This window comes from Aeromonas sp. CU5 (genome assembly GCF_002586745.1).
GTDB classification, from domain to species: domain Bacteria; phylum Pseudomonadota; class Gammaproteobacteria; order Enterobacterales; family Aeromonadaceae; genus Aeromonas; species Aeromonas sobria.
The window spans coordinates 244,669-267,095 of record NZ_CP023817.1 but is presented as its reverse complement, the minus strand read 5'-3'; the positions used below and the strand labels follow the sequence as shown (position 1 = coordinate 267,095).

Annotated in this window: 13 protein-coding genes and 10 pseudogenes; 14 read left to right on the top strand and 9 right to left on the bottom strand. The window is 47.0% G+C overall.

Going from position 1 to position 22,427, the window contains the following annotated elements:
• Positions 1–764: 764 nt before the first annotated feature.
• Positions 765–1,375 (top strand): annotated as a pseudogene (locus CK911_RS01210) (IS630 family transposase); the annotation flags it as partial.
• A gap of 75 nt (positions 1,376–1,450) precedes the next feature.
• On the opposite strand, the pseudogene CK911_RS21410 reads toward CK911_RS01210, so the two are convergent.
• Positions 1,451–1,546: pseudogene (locus CK911_RS21410) on the bottom strand (ATP-binding protein); the annotation flags it as partial.
• A gap of 123 nt (positions 1,547–1,669) precedes the next feature.
• Here CK911_RS21410 and CK911_RS01205 point away from each other — a divergent pair.
• The 3 genes from CK911_RS01205 to CK911_RS01195 all read left to right on the top strand — a co-directional run bounded on the left by CK911_RS01205 (position 1,670) and on the right by CK911_RS01195 (position 4,396).
• Positions 1,670–2,587: an IS5 family transposase gene (locus CK911_RS01205; RefSeq protein ID WP_098968709.1), complete on the top strand. Its 918-nt coding sequence runs from the start codon at positions 1,670–1,672 to the stop codon at positions 2,585–2,587.
• Positions 2,588–3,038: 451 nt separating this feature from the next.
• Positions 3,039–3,941, top strand: coding sequence for a winged helix-turn-helix domain-containing protein (locus CK911_RS01200; protein WP_098968708.1), 903 nt, complete (start codon positions 3,039–3,041; stop codon positions 3,939–3,941).
• A complete protein-coding gene (locus CK911_RS01195) occupies positions 3,929–4,396 on the top strand; it encodes a hypothetical protein (RefSeq protein ID WP_098968707.1) in 468 nt (155 codons plus the stop codon). The genes CK911_RS01200 and CK911_RS01195 overlap by 13 nt, the downstream gene beginning before the upstream one ends.
• Positions 4,397–5,726: 1,330 nt before the next feature.
• On the opposite strand, the gene CK911_RS01185 is transcribed toward CK911_RS01195, so the two are convergent.
• The 5 genes and pseudogenes from CK911_RS01185 to CK911_RS01165 form a co-directional block, all read right to left on the bottom strand.
• Entirely contained in the window at positions 5,727–6,479 is a 753-nt protein-coding gene (locus tag CK911_RS01185) for a LuxR family transcriptional regulator (protein ID WP_098968705.1), read from the bottom strand.
• Positions 6,480–6,605: 126 nt separating this feature from the next.
• Positions 6,606–6,870: pseudogene (locus tag CK911_RS01180) on the bottom strand (IS5/IS1182 family transposase); the annotation flags it as partial.
• Between the two features lie 56 nt (positions 6,871–6,926).
• Positions 6,927–7,290, bottom strand: a pseudogene (locus CK911_RS21290) (transposase); the annotation flags it as partial.
• A gap of 820 nt (positions 7,291–8,110) precedes the next feature.
• Positions 8,111–9,029 (bottom strand): annotated as a pseudogene (locus CK911_RS01170) (IS5 family transposase).
• Positions 9,030–9,117: 88 nt separating this feature from the next.
• Positions 9,118–9,207, bottom strand: a pseudogene (locus tag CK911_RS01165) (DDE-type integrase/transposase/recombinase); the annotation flags it as partial.
• 966 nt (positions 9,208–10,173) lie between these two features.
• On the opposite strand from CK911_RS01165, the gene CK911_RS01160 reads away from it, so the two are divergent.
• The gene (locus CK911_RS01160) at positions 10,174–11,292 is read left to right on the top strand and encodes an FAD-dependent monooxygenase (RefSeq protein ID WP_172953934.1); all 1,119 of its coding nucleotides are present in this window, start codon (positions 10,174–10,176) and stop codon (positions 11,290–11,292) included.
• Positions 11,293–11,402: 110 nt separating this feature from the next.
• Here CK911_RS01160 and CK911_RS01155 read toward each other — a convergent pair.
• Positions 11,403–11,944 (bottom strand): annotated as a pseudogene (locus CK911_RS01155) (IS5 family transposase); the annotation flags it as partial.
• Between the two features lie 69 nt (positions 11,945–12,013).
• On the opposite strand from CK911_RS01155, the pseudogene CK911_RS01150 reads away from it, so the two are divergent.
• The 6 genes and pseudogenes from CK911_RS01150 to CK911_RS01120 all read left to right on the top strand — a co-directional run.
• Positions 12,014–12,273 (top strand): annotated as a pseudogene (locus tag CK911_RS01150) (transposase); the annotation flags it as partial.
• Between the two features lie 517 nt (positions 12,274–12,790).
• Positions 12,791–13,834 carry an IS110 family transposase gene (locus tag CK911_RS01145; RefSeq protein ID WP_216640688.1) on the top strand — a complete coding sequence of 348 codons (1,044 nt, stop codon included), beginning with the start codon at positions 12,791–12,793 and terminating at the stop codon, positions 13,832–13,834.
• A 2-nt stretch (positions 13,835–13,836) separates the two neighbouring features.
• Positions 13,837–14,524 (top strand): annotated as a pseudogene (locus CK911_RS01140) (IS3 family transposase); the annotation flags it as partial.
• 214 nt (positions 14,525–14,738) lie between these two features.
• Positions 14,739–15,815 carry an IS110 family transposase gene (locus tag CK911_RS01130; RefSeq protein ID WP_098968702.1) on the top strand — a complete coding sequence of 359 codons (1,077 nt, stop codon included), beginning with the start codon at positions 14,739–14,741 and terminating at the stop codon, positions 15,813–15,815.
• A 44-nt stretch (positions 15,816–15,859) separates the two neighbouring features.
• Positions 15,860–16,777 (top strand): IS5-like element ISAs4 family transposase, encoded by a 918-nt coding sequence (locus tag CK911_RS01125; protein WP_098968701.1) that lies wholly within the window; start codon positions 15,860–15,862, stop codon positions 16,775–16,777.
• Between the two features lie 106 nt (positions 16,778–16,883).
• Positions 16,884–17,087, top strand: a pseudogene (locus tag CK911_RS01120) (integrase core domain-containing protein); the annotation flags it as partial.
• Positions 17,088–17,554: 467 nt separating this feature from the next.
• Here the strand turns inward: CK911_RS01120 and CK911_RS01115 are convergent.
• A complete protein-coding gene (locus CK911_RS01115; RefSeq protein WP_253860360.1) occupies positions 17,555–18,913 on the bottom strand; it encodes a virulence-associated E family protein in 1,359 nt (452 codons plus the stop codon).
• An 809-nt stretch (positions 18,914–19,722) separates the two neighbouring features.
• Entirely contained in the window at positions 19,723–19,950 is a 228-nt protein-coding gene (vapB, locus tag CK911_RS21285; RefSeq protein WP_098968699.1) for a type II toxin-antitoxin system VapB family antitoxin, read from the bottom strand.
• Positions 19,951–20,082: 132 nt separating this feature from the next.
• On the opposite strand from vapB, the gene umuD reads away from it, so the two are divergent.
• From umuD to CK911_RS01095, 3 genes are all read left to right on the top strand, one after another.
• Positions 20,083–20,505 carry a translesion error-prone DNA polymerase V autoproteolytic subunit gene (gene umuD, locus CK911_RS01105; RefSeq protein ID WP_098968698.1) on the top strand — a complete coding sequence of 141 codons (423 nt, stop codon included), beginning with the start codon at positions 20,083–20,085 and terminating at the stop codon, positions 20,503–20,505.
• A 3-nt stretch (positions 20,506–20,508) separates the two neighbouring features.
• Positions 20,509–21,780, top strand: a complete 1,272-nt coding sequence (gene umuC, locus CK911_RS01100) for a translesion error-prone DNA polymerase V subunit UmuC (RefSeq protein WP_098968697.1) — start codon at positions 20,509–20,511, stop codon at positions 21,778–21,780.
• Between the two features lie 142 nt (positions 21,781–21,922).
• Entirely contained in the window at positions 21,923–22,357 is a 435-nt protein-coding gene (locus CK911_RS01095) for a hypothetical protein (RefSeq protein WP_098968696.1), read from the top strand.
• Positions 22,358–22,427: the final 70 nt, after the last annotated feature.

Genomic DNA, 22,427 nt, shown 5'->3' with positions numbered 1-22,427 from the left:
AATTCAGGTCACTCTGATTTGGGCAACAACGCCCGACCAGGTCGCTGAAGGGCTTATCCAGTTCACACGGCTTATTCAAGTCGGCTAACGCTGCGAGCGACAGGCCAATTTTATCGGCAATAATGGCGGGGGTTTCCCCCTCTTTCAGACGATAAGATTTGGTATCTTTGCTCTTGGCTGTTTGCGCAACAAAAAACGCCTGTTCAGCATTGCCATTACCGCAGGCGTAAATGCCAAGCTAACTGGCAGGCCTGCCTGCCTGCACCACAATATTGGTCCACACCAACCATCGCCAAAGTCTTAACGACTCCAATAACTTCGACTCTTTCATGTTCTTATTCATGCGTCACCTTGAGGAATAAACATCAAAAAAATCCATAAAAAAAGGTCTGTTAATTTCCATTAACAGACCAAGCACCACGTCACTACAGGAACATCGATATCGATTAGGGTGCGCCAATATCCATATTTGACGATACTACTTTACTGAGCCTCCTTTAACCCTCTCACTGAATAGCCATGAAAAAACCTAACTAAGCCTGAATTACAATAAAAATCAAATAGTTAAATACCAGCCATCTTCCACCACCATCAAGCCACGACCGGACAAAATCGTTCCTAATGCGCTCATGTGGACAGCTAGCAATTTCGCATCCTAAATAGCTGTTCCGAATAGTAGATCACTGGAGGAAGGGAACTCAGTCCAGTTTGTGCGATCTCATTAGTCGCCAAACAAAACAAGCCACACCCAAAGGACTGAGTTGATGCCTATCCTACCACCCCTGCCACGGCCACAGCGGCGACGCATTCACAAAATCATCCATGCCACCCGTGATAAAGGGCATGCTCGTCGCTTGATGGCTATCTTGCTGTTACATGAAGGACGCACGATCACCGATGTTCATCACCTTACCGGCGCTGCGCGCTCGACCATCGGTCGTTGGCTTCGGTGGTATCGAGATGAAGGCATAGATGCGCTAGAAGCCTTACCGGCTGGCCGTGCCCCAGTTTTACCTATCGCCAAGATGGTCACCTTACTGGTGCTGCTCATGCAGTTTTCTCCGCAAGATTTTGGTTATCAGCGCAGCCGTTGGTGTACCGAACTATTGGCTATCAAAATCAATCGGTTAACAGGGCTCAATGTGGCCGCCTCCACACTTCGTCGGTGGCTACCTCGTATGGGCATTGTCTGGCGAAGGCCCATGCCGACGCTGCGCTGGCCCGCTGTGATGCCGATAATCCGGTGTTTTATGAGGATGAAGTCGATATAGACCTCAATCCCAAATTAGGTGCCGACTGGATGTTCAGAGCGCAGGAAAAGCGGGTTGTCACACCGGGACAGAACGCCAAACATTACCTGGCAGGCGTTCTCCATGTGTCAACGCCGACCGAAAACTGATCCACTCTGGCTAATTTCGCCGATTGAAAAGTGATCCACCCGGACATGGGATTAATTGGTTTTGGGTGTGGCCCCCGCTTTGCGTTTCTCTTTCAAACGATAGCTTTCACCGCTGATCTGAACGATGTGTGCATGATGTAACAGTCTTGTAGTTGTCAACTAAATCCGGACACTTGGTTAGGGGCGTTGTTTCCCAAATCGATGCAGTTTGAATGGAACTTACTGAGGACTCGGTGATCTGATCACCACCATCTCCTTCAAGTCTGCATCATGGGCACGTCGCTTCACCCCATCACCAACTGGCCTCAATACAACAAGTCTTTGATTAACCGTGGCTCACTCACCTTCTGGATTGATGCCGAGGCCATGGGCAACTGGTTCCACCACGATCATCACGGACGACGGGGTCGCAGCCAGCTTTACACTGACCAGACCATCTGTACCTTCCTGATGCTCAAGGGGATTTTCAACCTCACTCTGCGGGCCACTCAGGGACTACTCGACTCCCTGTTCGAGTTGATGAATGTGCCGTTGTCCGCACCGGACTATAGCTGTGTCAGCAAGCGGGCACGCACGGTGACGGTGGCTTATCGACAGCCCCCAAAGGGACGCATTACCGACTTGGTTATCGACTCAACCGGGTTGAAGGTGTTTGGTGAAGGCGAGTGGAAAGTCAGAAAACACGGCGCTGAGAAGCGGCGAGCCTGGCGCAAGTTGCATCTGGCGGTAGACCCGGTGACCCACGATATCGTGGCGGCGGAAGTCTCGCTGGAAAATGTCCATGATGCCGAGGTGCTGCCGACCTTGCTCAACCCACTGCGGCGCAAGCTGGGGCGTGTTTATGCGGATGGCGCCTATGACAGCAAAGCCAGCCATCAGCTAATCTCGCGCAAAGGGGTGACAGCCTGTATCCCGCCTCGCAAGAACGCGGGGTTATGGGAAAAGCGACATCCGAGAAATGAGGCTGTGCTGGTGATGCGCCAGGAAGGGCTGGTGCACTGGAAGAAGATATCGGGTTATCACCGGCGCTCGCTGGCAGAGACGGCAATGTATCGGTTCAAGCAGTTGATGACGGGCAAAATCAGTCTGCGAACATACAACGGTCAGGTAGGGGAAGTGATGGCGTATGTTGGTGCAATCAACAAATTGAACACCCTTGGTCTGCCCGTCAGAAAGCCCCGAGTGTAACGGTCACTTGGGGCTTGGGCAGTTGTGGCTTGATGGTTGATTTGGGAAACAACGCCCTTAATAACCTGAAGGTGATAGTAAACAAGACACCGGTTTTAGACCAGTGTCAGGTGATAATAAAAAATCAGACTCCACTATATTTCTACACGTCACAACCATTATTGATAATAATATTAATCACGCAAAAAAAAATCTAGAAAAAACATTAAAATAATTAAAAATCATCATGCTCATGATACATCAAAAGACAACCCTACACTTATAAAGTTAATAATAAAGACAACCAATAATCAATGTTTCACGTGTAACATTAATTTGTAACCTATTTAAATCCTTGAGGTTATGTTTCATATGCTAAATTTGGGGGGGCGACTTTACAAAATGATAATAATTAATTGCTGTTCACCCTGATCTTTGGTATTCTTAGTGGGATTGTTTACGGGGGAAATATATGACTGATGGTAGCTTACAGAATCTTGTTGATGATTGCTACATACTTGCTGATCAAATCAGTTTTGATCCAATACTCAACGAACTAACTCTACACGAAAAGAATATCAAACTAGCCTATACTGAAGGAAGGACCCTACTCCTTCTTATTCATCATGCTGGTGATATCGTTCCAAGAGAAAAGATCATCGATTTCTCATGGGCTGGGCGAGTTGTTACTGATTCATCCCTTGCTAAATCTATATCTAATATTCGTAAAGCTCTACGAGAATTTGAGCTAAATGAAGATAGCATTATAACTGTACCACGTATCGGATATCGCCTGACGCTACGAGTTTCTGTAGATGTGAACCGTCGAGATACAATCGCGAACAGTGAGGATATGCATTCATCTGATACTGAAAGCCTTAATGATTTGACACCCACAGAAAAACAACCTTATATTAACAAGGATTCATTATCACATAAAAAATATCAACCAAAGGGATTAGTATCAACGATATATATGAGGCCTTCCAAAAAGAGTATGCAAATATTTTCCTCTCTAATTACCTCTATAATGCTATTACTTTCTGGATATAATCTTTTATTCCGTATAGATCAGGATTTGAGTCAATCATTCATATCCCCTGGCTATGAAAAGATAGGTGTTAAAATATTAGGTAAGACGTATGAAGTAATTAAGCCAAGTTCGATGACTGTGGATGAGGACACAAAATCCATAATTAAATTAGGAGCAACGAGCACCATAACTTTCATTCAAAGAAGTCATGGGATCTATAATGTTTCATATCTTCTAAATAAAAACTCAATGTCTTTTACCTTTAAAGAACAGGACATTGAGAGGGCTAAATGCAAAATCAAAGATATCCTGTCAGAAGGAGAGAGAATATGCGCCATGTAATATTGTTATCTTTGTCAATCGCGCTTTTCATTTATAGCACAGTCTATGTTAAACAGCAGCTAACGAACGATGGAGAATATCGTGCATCATTGCATGTTATTGGCGATGTGGTCACGAATATACATCTCGTCACCCACATGAAAAATAGCGAATTCATAACTCACACCTACTTAAAATCAACCGCTATTAATGGAACAGCGACCTTCGTATCTAAGGGGAGGTTTGTTGATGATGATAGAAACGGTAATTATAAGTATTCATATTTAATGGAAGAGGTTCAATCACCTTTAACGGTTACTGATACGGAACATGCGCATATATATATGAGTATGGTTAGTCGCTTAGGATTACCAATTGAAGAGGACATTAAATTATTATACCACCATAATAATATTAGTATTTTTGATATGAAAAGAAACTTCAATGTCATCATGTATAAAAAAGAACATCAATAAAAACATCAGCGTGTAATTAAAAAATGTCATAGGAGTAAAATTAATGGCCAGTAAAGAAGTTAAGTAATTAAATGATTTTTTGCTTATATAGGCGTACAGATTGGATGATTACTTATAAAAGCCGACTGAATAAATATGCGATCATATTTAGATCGCATAATTTCTCACAAAACTAGATCTTTAGTATATTCAACTACGAAATGCAATATTGTTGCTTTCAGCGTCCTTTCCGGAAGTGGTGTCCACAGACGACAGAATCACTATTCAACCTCAACGAAATGCGTATCAGGAAAAACTTTTCAGGCTGTTCCATCTCCCCAGTCCCATGGAAATATATTCCATGAGTCGCAAGCTTCAATGAATTATTTTTACATTAATCCAACGTTACTCACTGAGTATATTGACTATTTTTCGTCTCTGGACTTCAGTGACAGAGTCAATAATAAAATAAATATACCAAAACCAAAAAAAACCTATGACACTTACAGTGTAAATAATATATTCTATCAACCACAGCACATAAATCCTTAGGATAAATATCTGGTAAGCTATGTTTCGAGATTGCGAGGACCCCACTACTTTCACCATTATAGGAAGGATAAAAAGCCATTGTGATTAATCCTATTTGCCATGGTTTTAGCATACGACCCTGATAATAGCTCTTTAACTGAACCAAAAGGACCGCCAACAATAATTGCAGGTGAATGACTAGTGAGACGTTCTTGGGAAAGATAGATCTGCTACCAGATTAATGCCATGATATTTTCTAAACGTAAATTTCTCACATATTACACCCTCTGCTAGATTGGAATTAGAGCGAAATCGATTAAATTATTAGTTATAAATATTGATGTGGTTAATTTGGCCGGCTTATCACGACCAGACCAAACGACGACTTGACGCAAGAGCTAAAATTAGTTTATGGCCAAATGCCAAAATTAACCACTCCAGAAATATACATCAAAATAAATTAGGCGAACAGTGATTTTTTTTGAAAAAAACGAATTATCTGGCCGTGGTTAGTAGCAACTATAATTATATCATTGTATTCATATAAGCTCAGCCTGAATGTCAGCATAGTATCCTATGACAACACTTGTGAGTGTAGTATTTTGATGAAGGCCACATAATCATCTTTGTTGATATTTTCTATTCGTGAATGTGATATCACCCTGATGAACACTTGAGGTTGATTTTGTTTGGCCATTATATCAGATTATAAACAAGGATTTTTACACACATACATTGACCTCACCTGAATACCTGTGCTAGTTAAATAACTAGTGATAAACCAAGCTTAGCTTGGCAGCTGTTAATCCTTCTCACCATATCAAGCATTGGGACTGATTTCATCCTCGACTTCAGCCTCTTTGAGCTGAGGTTGAAGTAATCCAGCCATGCCAGCAATCAGGATAGCGTTTGACCTGTTTGTGGCACCAAGCTTTTGGATCGCGTTCTTTAAATGAAAATTGATCGTAGTTTCAGCTAAGCTAAGGATAACAGCTGTATCCGCAGAGGTTTTTCCTTCCCCACACCAGAAAAGACACTCTATTTCTCGGTCTGTCAGTGGGCATTTTCTTCGTTTGTCATTGATGATGCGCAATGCTGTATCAAAGACTATGTTTGCCATCAGCAGTAGATCAGCTTTGTGTATCTCAACGTTGGTTTCCATCTGCTCAGTAATGAACGAAAGAACCCCAAATTCGCCATGGGGCCCCCTCAGTGAAAAGGAGATCCCGTTCACTAGGCCAAACTCCTTGGCTTTGTCCATCACCATATTCGCCCCTATGGGGAGTTCGTCGTATTGATCTATTACGCTCCAGACTATCGGGGTGTTCTGCTGCATAGCCAAGTAGAGGATTGGGTCTTTGCTGGCAAACCTGTTGTGTCTGTAGTTCTCAACCCAATCAGGGTTGCAGTTGGAGAATATCAGCAGGTGAGGTTTACCCAGGCGTTGCATTGGCAACATTAGTCCCAGTCTGTACTGGGAGAATCCCGCAGACACAGCTAGGGCGTCGAGGCTCTTAATCAGTTCCTTAGTAGTTTCTGCACTGCTTAGTTTTTCGGCATATTTATCGAACATAAGGAGTTATCCTGCAATAAATTTTTTTATTTGGTTTTTTAATTTAAAGGGCAATACCGACGTAGTTAAAGGGCGGGGGGGGCCAATCAGCCATAAAGTCACAGCGTTCCCTGCCCCAAGTGACCGCTATACTTGGGTCTTTTTGATAGACAGGCCAAGGCTGTTCAGTGCGTTTATCGCGCTACATACGCCATCACTTCTCGTACTTGGCCGTTGTAGTTACGAAGACTAACTTTCCCCGCTAGTCACTGTTTGAATCGACACATCGATGTTTTACCAGCGAGCGACGGTGATAACCCGATATCTTCTTTCTGTGCGCCACACCTTCCTTTCGCATTAACAGCACCGCTTCATTTCTTGGATGTACCTTTGTCGGTAGCCCTGCATTTCTTATCGCGAGGACACCATTTTTAACGCAGAGACATCAGTCGGGAAGAGCTTCCTTTACCTGGCCGCTTTGCGCTGCACGCTGTTTAGCGACTCAATAACATTGGTGGTGTAAAGCACTTCCGGATGATGGGCGAATAATTGAACTGCGTGATCAGATTGTTCCAGTAACCCAGCCAGGAGCGCGCTATCTACGGATATTGGCTATCCCTGCGCTCGCCGAATGCCGCCAGTGCCTACTGAGCCTCACGTTGAATCGCAGACTGGCAAGATTCAGATCTGCCGTCACCGTCTTGTAGGCCTTCCAGGAGACATAGCGTAACGAGTTGCGGACCATGTGGACGATGCACAGTTACGCCTTAGTCTGGGGATGCTCCATGATCATGGTATTAGGGAATCCCTTGAGACCATCTACACATGCGATCCTTTCTGGTAGCTTAGTCGCTCGTCCATTTCGGCATTGAGTGCGGTCAGGACTGTGCGTTTGATCAGCTGTTGGTTGAGGGTACCGAGATCTTTTTCTGACTTGATGTCTTTAGTCCCCCCTGGGTAATGACTAGGTCTGTATAGGTAATTTTATTATAATTACTATTCTGTTTTTTGATCTGCAACTACATATTCTAACTTTTCCTCTTTAGAAGAAGATTTTGCAATAACATTTATATGAGAAGAACCCAGATTCCTATTTTTTAAATACTATTCCTGATCGTACTGAGCAACAATTAGTCCTTTCTCAATAGGTCGGCGCGGACAAGTACCAGACAATGACTATACGTGGTAACTATTGGTAAAGTGTTGAGGCCACAACATTGAGCCCTGTTAAAAGCTCAGTAAACGAACGGCTAGCGCTGATAACCAAAATGTTACGGAGAGAAAACCATATAAAAAGTCCCGATAAGATAATGAACATCAGAATAATGCCCCTGCATCGTACCCTAATTTTTATCATCAAACATCTAGATGTGAAAAACAATCTATAAAAAATCTCAGTTTAGCGCATTAATTTCACGTGAAAAAAACTGAATTAACGTGAAGCACGCATTTCTAATCCTTGATGTTTTTTAAATCGATACAACTTAAATAGAAATAACTGAGACCGAGTGTGAATCGCCCCCCAGTTCCCTCTGTAGTGGTCAACTAAATCCGGACACTTGGTTAGGCCGAACCTCGGCTTTTGCTGGTTGTAACGGCGTTGTTTCCCAAATCAGCCAGCAAGTCATGACTTCCCCTGCCCCAGGTGATAGCTACACTCTGGGCTTTCTGACAGGTAAGCCAAGGACATTCAGTTTGTTCATCGCACACACGTAGGCCATGATCTCTCCCACTTGTCCGTTGTAGTTACGTAGACTGATTTTTCCCGTCATCAATTGTTTGAACCTATACATCGCCGTCTCGGCCAATGAGCGCCGATGATACCCAGACTGCTGCTTCCAGTGAGTCAGCCCCTCCTTGCGCATCACCAGAACCGCTTCATTACGTGGATGCCCCTCTTCCCATAAACCGGCATTCTTGCGCGGCGGAATATAGGCCTTGGCTCCTTTGCGCTTTATCAGTTCATGGCAGGCCTTGGTGTCATATGCGCCATCGGCATACACGGTCCCAAGGGCTCGGCGTAGCGGATTGAACAGGGTCGGCAACACCTCGGCATCATGAACATTTTCCAACGAAGCCTCGGCTACCACGATGTCGTGGGTCGCCGGGTCCACCGCCAGATGCAATTTGCGCCAGACCCGGCGCTTGTCATGGCCATGCTTTCTGACCTTCCATTCACCCTCGCCAAACACTTTCAAGCCGGTGGGATCGATAACCAAATCGGTAACTTTGCCCTTGGGTGGCTGGCGGTATGCCACCTTCACGGTACTGGCGCGCTTGCTGACACAGCTGTAGTCGGGGGCACACAGCGGCACATTCATCAGCTCAAACAGCGAGTCGAGCAGGCCCTGTGTCGCCCGCAGGGAGAGGCTTAAAAATGCTTTTGAGCATGAGAAAGGTACAGATGGTCTGGTCGGTGTAGAGGGCGTTTCGTCCCCGTCGGCCATGATGTTCTTGATGGAATCAGTTATGAACGACATGCTCATCAACCCAGAACGTTAGCGAGCCGCGTTTGACCAGGGAACGGTTGTACTGTGACCAGTTGGATATGGCGTGAAGCGACTTGCCCATGATGCAGATTTGAAGAGGGATTTGGTGATCAGATCGCCGTCTCCACCATAAGTTCAATTCAGGTCACTCTGATTTGGGAAACAACGCCGATGTTCTGCTCCGACGAGTCGACCGCTGGATACAGGTATTTCCATTTCCCCTTCACTTTGATGTAGGTCTCATCCATTCGCCACCTCCGTTGAGCTTCACAAGAAAGTTATCGGTGCCTTTATCGAAAGACACCTTTCAACTGATTGGGAGCATCGCCAGATTACCGTCAGCTGGTTTTTGTTAAATAGATTACTTATCACGAAAAATTCAAGAGTTATCAAAAAAAATCACTATTAACTACACCGCAAACTACACCACAATAATAAATAATATAAATTACATCAAAATAGAGAGGTTTTATATCCATGAGTGAATTACATGTAATTATATATGCAATCTATGCATTTAATATAATAACGATATCTGCTTTCGGATTGACCTATCTACTGCGAAATAAATTCATGCCATATCATCAAGATGCATTGCGGGTAGATTGGGAGCAATTACCGTTAAGATTTCAGGTTTTGATTTTAGCTCTTATGAGAGTTATAGGGGCCGCAGCTATATCAGTTTGCATTATTGCCACCTACCTCTTAATTTCCATAAAAAATAACAATGACATTTATGGTCTTTATATTTTGACTATAAGTTTTCTAAACCTTTCTTTATTTACATTACTTTCAATGAATATGGTTAGGCGTCATACTAAAGGTAATCCCCCATGTATTATAATTGCCGGGTCATCAATTATATGTATAGTTGGATCTTTGCTTGGCATGTTTCTATCCTTTAAAGTGTGAACATATGGTGAGGGATTTTTTGAACTAGATATGTCTAGTAGAGGTCTAAACTGATACATGATACATGATACATGATACATGATACATGATACATGATACATGATACATGATACATGATACATGATACATGATACATGATACATGATACATGATACATGATACATATTACTCCTTATCTCAATAACCTGATAATGATTTTATAAATTAACCCTGTCTATTGATTATCAATAAACAGATAATACACCTTTAGTACTATATAGAATTTCTAATACTTAATAACTATTTCACTGTACGGAAATCATAAGAGCTATAAAATGAAATTAATCAATAATAAATCTATTAATGTAGCTATTGTAGGTGCTGGCCTGAATGGTCTTGCTTTAGCTCTATCTCTGCGCGTATTCGGCATTGATGCAACAGTTTATGAAAAATCGGATAAACCTCGTATTGATGGCACAGGAATTATAATGTGGCCTGAGGGTATGCAAGTACTAGCCGCACTAACTGATGCAGCCAAAGTAAAAAATTTAGGTAATACTATTGATATTCTTACAACGGCAACATTTTCTTCCGAAATACTGAGCAGAATTTCAATGCGTCAAATCGGGGGGAAAGTCAATGCAGATGTAGGCTTATTCCATCGTCGTGAGCTATACCAATTGCTGCTAGATACTTATGGAGCTGAAAAAATCGTTACAGGTCAGCACTGTACAGTTGAAAACGATGTCATACTGCTTAATGGTGAACCCTTGATTGCCGATGTAATCGTTGGGGTAGACGGAGTATTTTCTCAAGTGAGAAAATTTGTAGCTCCACATGTAGCCCTTCGTTATCCGAATGTTTACTGCTGCCGAGGGATGGTTGACTACTACAATCCAGCTTTAAGCGACAATGAATGTTATGTATTTGCAGGAATTAGGTCGCGTATTGTTACATACACCTACAATCGTGAGACACACGGAAAATATTGGTTTGCCGCCTGCCGTGTAAACTCGGGTGAAGCATTAAATAAACAGAAAATATTAGACCAATTTTCAAGCTACTCGACTTATTTATTGGAGATGATTGAGAAAACCCCAGAAGATAAAATTTTGCCTTCACAACTCGTTGATATTGCACCTTTTGAGCAGTGGTCACGTGGTAATGCTGTTCTACTCGGCGATTCTTGTTGTGCGGTTCTACCTACGATGGGAATTGGCTTTAGCCTTGGTATCGAAAATGCGTTCATCCTTGCACAAAGCTTGGCTTCTAATTTTTTCGATATTCCGCAAGCATTCGCGCGCTACACATACAGAGCACAACAGCGCTCTCATGACTTACAAAATATCACTCACCGTCTGAGCGAACTTACATATACGGAGGTATTTGATCCCTCTGAGGTTACTCTGTTGTATCAACGCTTTACAAAAGTAAACAGTAACTCACCATTCTAAATGGTTCTGTTGCATTAAGGGATGGAGTCCAAGAAAGTTTGTAACGTCGGAAAGGGCGTTGTTGCCCAAATCAGCCATTAGGCCACAACTTCCCCTGCCCCAGGTGATAGCTACACTTGGGGCTTTCTGACAGGTAAGCCAAGGGCATTCAGTTTGTTCATCGCACACACGTAGGCCATGATCTCTCCCACTTGTCCGTTGTAGTTACGTAGACTGATTTTTCCCGTCATCAATTGTTTGAACCTATACATCGCCGTCTCGGCCAATGAGCGCTGATGATACCCAGACTGCTGCTTCCAGTGAGTCAGCCCCTCCTTGCGCATCACCAGAACCGCTTCATTACGTGGATGCCCCTCTTCCCATAAACCGGCATTCTTGCGCGGCGGAATACAGGCCTTGGCTCCTTTGCGCTTTATCAGTTCATGGCAGGCCTTGGTGTCATATGTGCCATCGGCATACACGGTCCCAAGTGCTCGGCGTAGCGGATTGAACAGGGTCGGCAACACTTCGGCATCATGAACATTTTCCAACGAGGCCTCGGCTGCCACGATATCGTGGCAGCCGAGTCCACCGCCAGATGCAATTTGCGCCAGACTCGACGTTTCTCAGCGCCGTGTTTTCTGACTTTCCACTCGCCTTCACCAAACACTTTCTGTAGTGGTCTAATCATCCTGGACACCATTTTAGGTGCTACAGTCGCCACCATGACCTGAGGTGTTCAATGACAAGATTACGTCGCTCATTTACTGCCGAGTTCAAACTCGAAGCCGCATCCCTGGTGCTCGACCAGGGATATTCTGTCCCCGAAGCAAGCCGTTCACTGGATATCGGTGAAACCATACTTCACCGCTGGGTTCGGCAACTGCAATCCGAACGAACCGGCACCACTCCTATCAGCAAAGCGCTGACTCCGGAGCAGCAGAAAATCCAGGAGCTGGAAGCCCGATCAATCGGCTCGAGCGCGAAAAGGACATTCTAAAAAACCGCCTCCCCGGCACTCCGTGGCCCATGGAATTAGAAACACGTCCACTACACTGATCTCACCAGACTGTGGTCGTTTGCTTTTGGGAGGCTTAGTCCCCGTCAAAAAACCTGACCCAGAGGAAGCTGCGGACCCGTGAGTGGTGGCACCTTGGTGACCCCTTTTAGGAATGTGATCGAATCCGAGTCCCCGTCCGGCACTATTTTTGATGGAGGGGGATTCATGAAAAAGCACAACACAGAACACGGTTTGCCGATCATCCATGCCCGCGCGCGGGCATCGATATCGGTTCCATGTGGTTGCGGTGCCTACTGCACTCGCCGAAGAACCAGTGCAAACCTTTCAGGCTTTCACCGCTGACCTGGAGCGCATGGCTGCTTGGTTGGTCGAGCTTGGGATCACCACCGTGGCAATGGAGTCAACGGGCGTGTACTGGATACCCGTGTACGAGATCCTGGAGACCCCTGGCTTACAGGTCATCTTGGCTAACGCCAGGGATGCCCGGGCCGTACCTGGATGCAAATCGACGTCAACGATGCGCAATGGATCCAGCGCCTGCATGCTTGCGGTCTACTGCGCGCCAGCTTCCATCCTAAGCGGGAGATCGCCGCGCTGCGCAGTTATCTGCGGCTACGTGAGCGTCACCTCGATTTCGCTGCGGCCCATATCCAGCACATGCAGAAGGCGCTAACTCACATGAACCTGCAATTGCAGCATGTGGTGAGTGACATCACCGGCGCCACCGGTATGCGGATCATCCGTGCCATTGTCGCAGGAGAGCGAAATGCCACGATGCTCGCCGCCATGCGCGACTTGCTCTGTCAGTCGAGCGTCGAAACCATCCAACGTGCGCTGGTTGGCAATTACCAGCCCGAGCATGTGTTTGCCTTGAGTCAGGCACTGGCCATGTACGACGCCGACCAGGCCCAGATTTCTCTCTGTGATGAACAGATTGCCCAAAGCTTGCAACAACTCTCTCGTGGCAAGCCCCGCCCCAGCGAAGCGCTACCCAAGCCTCGCCACCGTACCCGGCAGCCGAACGCACTCAACTTTGATGTGCGCACCTTGCTCTATCAACTGGTCGGTATCGATCTGACTCAAATCCATGGCATTGGCCCTTACCTGGCACTGCGTCTGGTTGCCGAGTGTGGAACGGTTCTGAGTCGCTGGCGAACAGCCCAACACTTCACTTCATGGCTGACACTGGCTCCGGGCTGCCGGATCAGTGGCGGCAAGGTGTTGTCAGCTCATACTCGCAAGACCAAGAATCGAGTGACCACTCACCTACGACTGGCAGCGGTGACCATCGGCAGAACAAATACAGCGCTGGGGGCATTCTACCGACGGTTGTCTGCGCGCATCGGCAAAGCGAAGGCGGTTACCGCCACGGCCCGCAAGATTGCGGTCTTGTTCTACAACGCCATGCGTTTTGGTATGGAATATCAGGATCCCGGTGCCGATCACTACGAGCAGCAGTACCGCGATCGGGTGGTCAAGGGATTGCACCGTCGGGCCGCCGAGTTTGGTTTCACCCTACAGGCAATCGAGGGTGTTTCTTAGGAGGCTACAACGGCTCTCTTGATGACGGACGAGTTCACACGTACGCGCTGATAGACCCAAGCCCCCATCACCCTGGTCTGCTGCGCTTTCGATGTTCCAACATCCTGTTTTTACGACTATCTGGCTCGCAAGCGGACGATTAACCGTGAGCGGATACAGCAACGCAGCGAGTTGCACCGGTTGTTCAAAAAGAGCAGGAGCTCGGCAGCCAGCCGCGCCTTGATGCCGATGATGCGGGAGTTGGGGCATCAGATTGGTAGATTCAAAGTACGTAACCTGATGAAGGAAGCCGGGCTGGCATCCAAGCAGCCGGGTGCACACCGTTATAAGGTGACACGGTCTGAACGACCGGATATTCCCAATCTGCTGGCCCGTGAATTTGATGCTCCGCAACCCAATCAGGTGTGGTGTGGCGATATCACCTACGTCTGGGCAGGCGCTCGTTGGCATTACTTGGCCGCGGTTCTTGACCTGCATACCCGGCGGGTCGTGGGATGGACGATGTCTGATAAACCTGATGCAGAGCTGGCAATCAAAGCACTGGAGATGGCCTATCAGCAGCGGGGTTGCCCATCAGGTGTGCTGTTTCACTCCGACCAAGGCAGTCAATATGGCAGTCGGGCATTTCGGCAACGACTGTGGTGCTATCGCATGACCCAGAGCATGAGTCGTCGTGGTAACTGCTGGGATACTCAGTTCATTATGCTCAAGAACATCAGCCCAATCTGACCCGTGCTGGGATTGGCGAACATAATGCCTTTGCGTTGACCTGTCGATTGGATGCTGATGTTCCCTGGCATTGCCGGGCCCAGCGTCAGTGACCTAATAGGAGCCTTGTGCTGCATCTTGAGTGTCCTGTCCTGCGTATGGGGTTGGTAGTGCATATTCCTTGGAGGAATGAGCCATGAACAATTCCAGAAACAAAGCTGAAGTTATCCTTGGTGTAGATACACATCTGGATACCCATGTTGGGGTTTTGCTTAATGCACAAGGACACCAGTTGGGATGCTTGATGGTCACGACCAATATCAGCGGATATGAGAGACTCGTGACCTGGGCAAACTCTTTCGGGGGCTTGAAGAGAGCAGGCGTTGAAGGCACAGGCACGTACTGTGCTGGCTTGGCCAGTGTACTGCGCAAGCATGGTATCGAAGTCTTCGACGTTAATCGCCCTGACCGCTCCAAACGCAGGCTCCAGGGGAAATCGGATCCTACTGATGCTGAAAGTGCAGCGAGATCCGTTCTTTCCGGTAGTGCTACCGCGATAGCAAAGACCCAGTCAGGCGCGGCAGAAATGATGCGAGTGGTATCAGTAGCCAGACGCAGCGCCGTCAAAGCCAAAACGCAGGCAATGAATCAACTAAGAGCATTGCTTGTCAGTGCTCCCCAGGATGTTCGTGAACGGCTCTGGAAGAGCAAACCCGTTGACTGTGCAAAGGGATGCGCACGAGTGAGGTCATTGGGTAGCACAGAATTCCTGCATACGTTAACGACTACCCTGTGTCTGCTGGCCAAGCGTTGGCTGCTATTGGCAGACGAAGTTGAAAAACTTGATGCCATGTTGGATGCCTTGACCCATCAACATGCTCGTCGTCTGCGCGAGCAATTTGGCGTCGGCCCTCAAACCGCAGCGGTGCTGCTTTCAACGGCTGGCGATAACCCGGAACGGTTAAGAAATGAAGCATCGCTCGCGGCACTTTGTGGGGTTAACCCTTTACCCGCATCCTCGGGAAAGACCGTACGACATCGCTTAAACCGAGGTGGTAACCGTGCAGCAAATAATGCGTTATGGACGATTGCAATGGTCCGGATGCGGGGAGATCCACAAACCCAATCTTACGTCGCACGACGTAGCGCCCAAGGCTTATCTTCGAAAGAGATCCAGCGTTGTTTGAAACGCTATATCGTCAGGGAACTCTACCCTTTGATCTTGGCCGGGCGTTGTTTCCTAAATCGATGCAGCTTGAATGGAACTAATTGAAAACCCAGTGATCTGATCACCACCATCCCCCGCAAGTCTGCATCATGGGTAAAGCGCTTCACCCCATCACCAATTGGCCTCAATACAACAGGTCTTTGATCAACCGTGGCTCTCTCACTTTCTGGGTTGATGCCGAGGCCATGGATAACTGGTTTCACCAAGACCATCACGGAAAACGGGGACGCAGTCAGCTCTACACCGACCAGAGCATCTGTACCTTTCTGATGCTCAAAGGGATTTTCAGCCTCACGCTGCGAGCCACTCAGGGGCTACTCGACTCCCTGTTCGAGCTGATGAATGTGCCGCTGTGTGCCCCGGACTACAGCTGTGTCAGCAAGCGCGCACGCACAGTGAAGGTGGCCTATCGGCAGCCCCCCAAGGGGCGCATTACCGACCTGGTTATCGACTCGACAGGTCTGAAAGTGTTTGGTGAAGGCGAGTGGAAAGTCAGAAAACACGGCGCTGAGAAACGTCGAGTCTGGCGTAAGTTGCATCTGGCGGTAGATCCCATGACTCACGATATCGTGGCGGCAGAAGTGTCGCTGGAGAATGTGCATGACGCAGAGGTGTTGCCGACCTTGCTCAATCCTCTGCGTCGCAAGCTGGGGCGTGTTTATGCGGATGGCGCCTATGACAGCAAAGCCAGCCATCGGTTGATTGCGCGTAAAGGAGCGACGGCGTGTATCCCGCCTCGCAAGAACGCAGGGCTATGGAAAAAGGGCCATCCGAGAAATGAGGCGGTGCAGGTGATGCGCAAGGAAGGGCTGGTGCACTGGAAGAAGATATCGGGGTATCACCGTCGTTCGCTGGCAGAGACAGCTATGTTCCGGTTCAAACAGTTAATGGCAGGCCAAATCACCCTGCGAAAATACAATGGTCAAGTGGGAGAAGTGATGGCGTATGTGAGCGCGATAAACAAACTGAACACCCTTGGTCTGCCTGTCAGAAAGCCCCGAGTGTAACGGTCACTTGGGGCTGGGGAAATCATGATTTGTTGGCTGATTTGGGCAACAACGCCTCTTGGCCGATTTAGCTGACTCAGCGCGAGCCTGTTGACATAGGAGCGTCAACGCCCCGATGGAGCGGTTGTTCAGAAGCCTGAAGTCAGAGTGGCTCTCGGCAACGGGATACATGAGCCTGCGGGCAGCAAAGCGGGATATCAGTTATTACCTGATGGATCACTACAACTGGCGGCGTCCACATCAACACAATGACGGGATACCGCCAGCAAAAGCCGAAGAACGGCCTAACCAAGTGTCCGGATTTAGTTGACCACTACAATGGAGCACACGTCGTCGATAAACCTTGTCACTTCAGGTGTTGCATGTTAACCAGAATATGCCAGCGGTGTGACTGTGGATCGTTTGCCGTTGAATAACGGCAATTAAAAAAATTGGTTAATCATTGTTTAAACCACCTAATCAACCTAAAGTACCACATTCGTATGTTTATTTTCGCTAATGGTTACATGGTTACATGGTTACATGGTTACATGGTTAATTATGTTCGCTATAAAGGAGAAGTATATTGACAGCGTTGAATTATACTCACCCATACCTCACAACATTATTTTTATTGAAATTACTTAACCACCTAACCATAACTATCACTCAATCAGCAATAATGTGGTTTATGGATGGTTAGCAACATTGTAATGTTCACTTAACCAGAATCTAATTCATTAACCATTAACCGCGTCTTTTGATAAAAAACACCCGCCTCAGTGGCGGGTGTTCTTTTTACTTTGTCACTTTATCTATCCTATTTGTTCCAATCATTGGCAAACAGTACAGTGTTTGATTAGCTCGGCCTTTTTTGCTCTGTATTTTCCCCTCGCTTGCGAGCATCTTGAGTGCTTTACCACAAGAAGCTGCCATATTGGCCTTCTCTCCATGCAGCTTGCACAACTCACTCGCAATAATCCATTTGGTATCATTATTTTCCCCTGAAAGATAATGATGGCAAATAAGGTCGTACCAAATTCCCTTATCAGTGTGGGCATCGTTTACAGACGCAGCTTGAATGACTGTCGTTTCATCAAGATACCAAGAGGCCCCATCATCATATTTTGCCTTCACCTCCAACCAAAACTGACGTAATTTCTCGGGTTCGGTGTGACGCACTCGCCCCTCATCCCAACTCCAGCCAAGAATTTCATTCAGAACATCCATATTTGCTGGTGACGCCAACTCGATCACCGCAAACCGCGAACTCCCAGTAGTGTCTTTCAGGAAACCAGTGCCGTTAACCGTGCCAATAAAACTAGTTTGACGCCGCTTAACAGTGAAATTACGCCCATACGGCACTCGAAAACGGTCATGATCTCTCGTTAAAAACGCTTTCAAACTGCCAGCCTCATGCCTGGTGGTACTCTCAAGTTCGGCCAATTCTACCACCCACGCGGAAACTGCGCGTCTCACATCATCAGGCACATCGGGATTGATGGAGCAATCCAGTGTTGACCCAGGCACCACAGTGGCAATATGGCGTATCCATGCAGATTTTTTGAATGATTGGCCACCCGCGAGGACCGGAACCAATTTTGATATCCAATTGGGTTCATATAATGCAGCAACACATCCAATCAACCATGGATATATTACCTGAGCGGCATAACCTGGGTTGACCGCACCTAGGGTGGCTATAACCTTATCCACTCGTAATTTACCGTCCCACGGCATCCCGTTCTCCAGCCAACTACGTACAGGATGATAACTATGCTGTTCACAAATCGCGGTCAAATGATCATCAATTGCCCTGTCTGACAGATGTGCATGCTGGCAGGCATCAACCAGCGCAGATCGCTGACCTGCATCAGAGAGACCTAGGCGCTGATTATCAGAATTAGCGACCTCTGGTTCAGCCGTCATCTGGTTGAAACGCGGGATCCAGTTATTGTGTAAAATAATAGCATGCAGATTACGGCTGGTCCTCATCGGTCGGCTATTTGGCAAAAGGTCCGGCAACGTCAATTGCTCGCTTTTGTCCATCACTTTCGCGAAAACTACATTTTTGTCCTGCTGCTTATTATTTTTCTGATCTTGCTGGTCGTACGTCAGGAGTTCACACTCAAATATTGTTTCATTTCTTTGTCTCATTGTTATTATCCTCGGCCTTATAGGCCTGTTCTTATATATAAGATGCATTACCGCTTGGATTTAATTTTAATTATAACCAAAATCAGCCTGTTATAAATCGCGCGTGAAATATCAAAGGATGCTTTACCTTTAGTTTATTTCTATGAGACCAGACATGCTTAAACTGTGCTTCGTGTACAATGTCACTTGTAACGACCATACGAGTATAGTGCACAGGAATTCAGAGATAACATTTCAAAAAAACTAGTAGAATACGTTATATCTACATAGGCCAACCTGTCTATGTGCCGATGAAGATATGACTATTCCCATCAAAGATCAATAGGACGAAAAAAATAAATTGACATTTTGTGCAATTTATTTATTAAGCCTGATAATTGCACCTAGAATTACAACAAATATATATAAACACTAATTCCTAGTGACGAAACATGGCTATTTAAACTACCAGGTTATCGATAAATTTCCGAACGTCGCAGTAGTTATGGCCGCACAGCTAGAGCAGTTCTCGGCATGTCGCATACTGTCCAAAATTGCAGCGGCTGAAACCACTACAGAGGAGAGACCAATCGCCAGCATTGTAGATACAGAACTGGATCACATGCACCACGACCAGTGGTGCAACCTAGAAAAAATGGCTACTGAGCTATCCTGCCTGGGGGGCGAGTACCGACAGATCTATGAACAATCCTCGCTACGCGAGAATGATAGCCATAGCAATTCACCTTTTCAGGTGAGAGGGATACGCTTTATCTATATATATAAAAACAATCCCTCTCAGCTACGCAACTCAGTTACCCTGCTGGACCTCAGAGTTTCTCTCGCTCCTGGGCAGTTGGCTGCTCACGTTCGGCCATGACGTCGGCGCTCATACCTGGCTCATCAAACCACCTATCCCAGGACTCACCTACAGGTGTGATTATGCGAGTACGACCAACCACTACGATCTCAACATGCGTGACCTCATCTGGCAGGGCCACGGCCTCGGGCAGGTAAACCCCCTGGCCACGACCACACTTAAAAACTGTTGATTCCATCACGCGTCCTATGAACCCAAATAACATGTGAACCGAACATAGCTAATGGGGCCGGTATGTCAACTGACACCGGATGCACACGTTATGCAATACGGCTATACTGTATATAAAAACAGTACCCAGTGAGCCACCATGTTCGCCATCCCACATCCAACCCCGGACGCTCTAGAGCTGCCGCTTTTTCTGTCCCCTGTGGTTTGCGGCTTTCCTAGCCCAGCACAGGACTATATAGAGCAGACCATAGATCTGAACCAGATTTGCATTGAGCACCCCGCAGCAACCTACTATGTCAGGGCCAGTGGCCACAGCATGGTGGAAAAGGGCATCAATGACGGGGATCTTTTGATCGTAGATAGGGCGCTCAAGGCCCGCCACGGCGCTATCGTTCTAGCCTGCCTTGATGGAGAATTCACTGTCAAACAGCTGCAAGAACGCCCGTTCCCTGCCCTGCTACCCGCCAATTCGGATTTCCAGCCCATCCATCTATTGGACGGGCAGGAACTAGAAATTTTTGGCGTCGTAACCTATGTGCTCCACAAGACCAAACTGGGGTAAACCATGCCCAACGCCATTGCCCTCGTCGATGTGAACAACTTCTATGCGTCCTGCGAGCGCCTGTTTAGGCCAGACCTCAAGGGGCGCCCGATCGTGGTGCTATCGAACAACGACGGCTGCGTTGTGGCTCGCTCGGCAGAAGCCAAGGCGCTTGGCATCAAGATGGGTGTTCCCTACTTCCAGATCCGTCAGTTCTTCGAGGCCGTAGGCGGTGTTTGGTTCTCGAGCAACTACGCCCTCTATGGTGATATGTCACAGCGCGTAATGACCACGCTGGAAGGCATGGTGCCGACTGTCGAGGTGTACAGTGTTGATGAGGCGTTTATTGAACTGAACGAATCATGGGCGGGAGACCTGACAGCATATGGTCGTCAGATCCGTGAACGAATACAGCAATGGACTGGACTCACAGTCGGCGTCGGGATCGGGCCAACCAAAACACTCGCCAAGCTGGCAAACTACGCCGCGAAGAAGTGGCCTGCTACTGGTGGAGTGGTTGATTTGCGTGATGAGGCACGTCGAGCGCGTTTGATGGCTATCACTCCGGTCGGGGAAATATGGGGAATAGGTAGAAAACTGACCACCAGGCTCGAAGCGCAAGGGATCAATAGTGTGGCGGACCTAGTCGCTGTCGATGGTAAAAACCTACGGCATCGTTATGGGGTCGTTGTTGAGCGAACCGTGCTAGAGCTACGCGGCTACCCATGCGCGAGCCTGGAGCAGGACACACAAGCCAAACAGCAGATCATCTGCTCCCGATCATTCGGTGAACGGATCACACATATTAGCTCCATGCATCAAGCACTCGCAGGATATATGGAACGTGCAGCTGAAAAACTCCGGGCAGAGGGAATGTGCTGTCGCCATGTCACCCTATTCATTCGTACCAGCCCCTTCAATGACAAAGAGCCCTACTACGGCAACCAGGTGAGCACCACGCTGGCTGTGCCTACCAACGATACTAGGGAGCTGCTGGGAGTAATCCACTCACTGCTCTCTCGTATCTGGCGGGATGGGCACCGCTACCAAAAAGGGGGCGTGATGCTAGCCGACTTCACTCCTATCGGCAGCCAGCAGGGAGATTTGTTCGACCATCATCAACATAAGCCCCGCAGACAGGACTTAATGCAGATGATCGACCGAATCAACCAAGGTCGATTAGGAAAAATTCATTTTGGAGCTCGTGGGAGAGACAACAGTGATTGGATTATGAGGCGTGAAAAACTCAGTCCCCGCTATACCACGGCATTAGAGGAATTACCCATTGCAAAGTGATAACCCGAATTTTCACTTAGACATTTCTATTTCCCACATCTAACAAAATCATGCATAACAGCATTGACTTTATTGTCCATATGTTTAATTTATAGGCTTTATTCACGATAAAATTAAAGCTTTCGAACAAATTGGATTTGTTATGCAACTACTGAGCCAATGGACTGAATCCATCACAGACAATGAACAAAGAACATATAAAAAAGAGCGTCAAAGTGAATATCTATACAGGCTACAGGAAATAAAGCGGACAGGTGCGACAACTGTAAATTTGTTAGCCTTGGTAGAGGCTGGGTTAGTTGATGCTAGTTTATCAGCTTATCAGCGCATTGAGCTTGGCAGACTTAAACGTGAATTGATGGCACTGCAAAAACGTGAAGGTCGTCACACAGACAACATGGCCATTTGGGCGAAAATTGACCGGAAAGAAATGCGAAAAGAGCGTTTAAAACTTTTGGAGAACGCTTTACAGTCTGACCATCTCACTGAAGAACAAGGGCGTGCACTAGAGAAAGTATATATTGAATTAGGCGGAGACCCATTAAAGCTAATTGCGCACGTTGAGACCAATTTGTAGGGATACAGTTAATGACTCTGTGTCCCGCCTTCCAATGTCCACTTCCTAACTTTTTGCTGAGTAAAGGCTT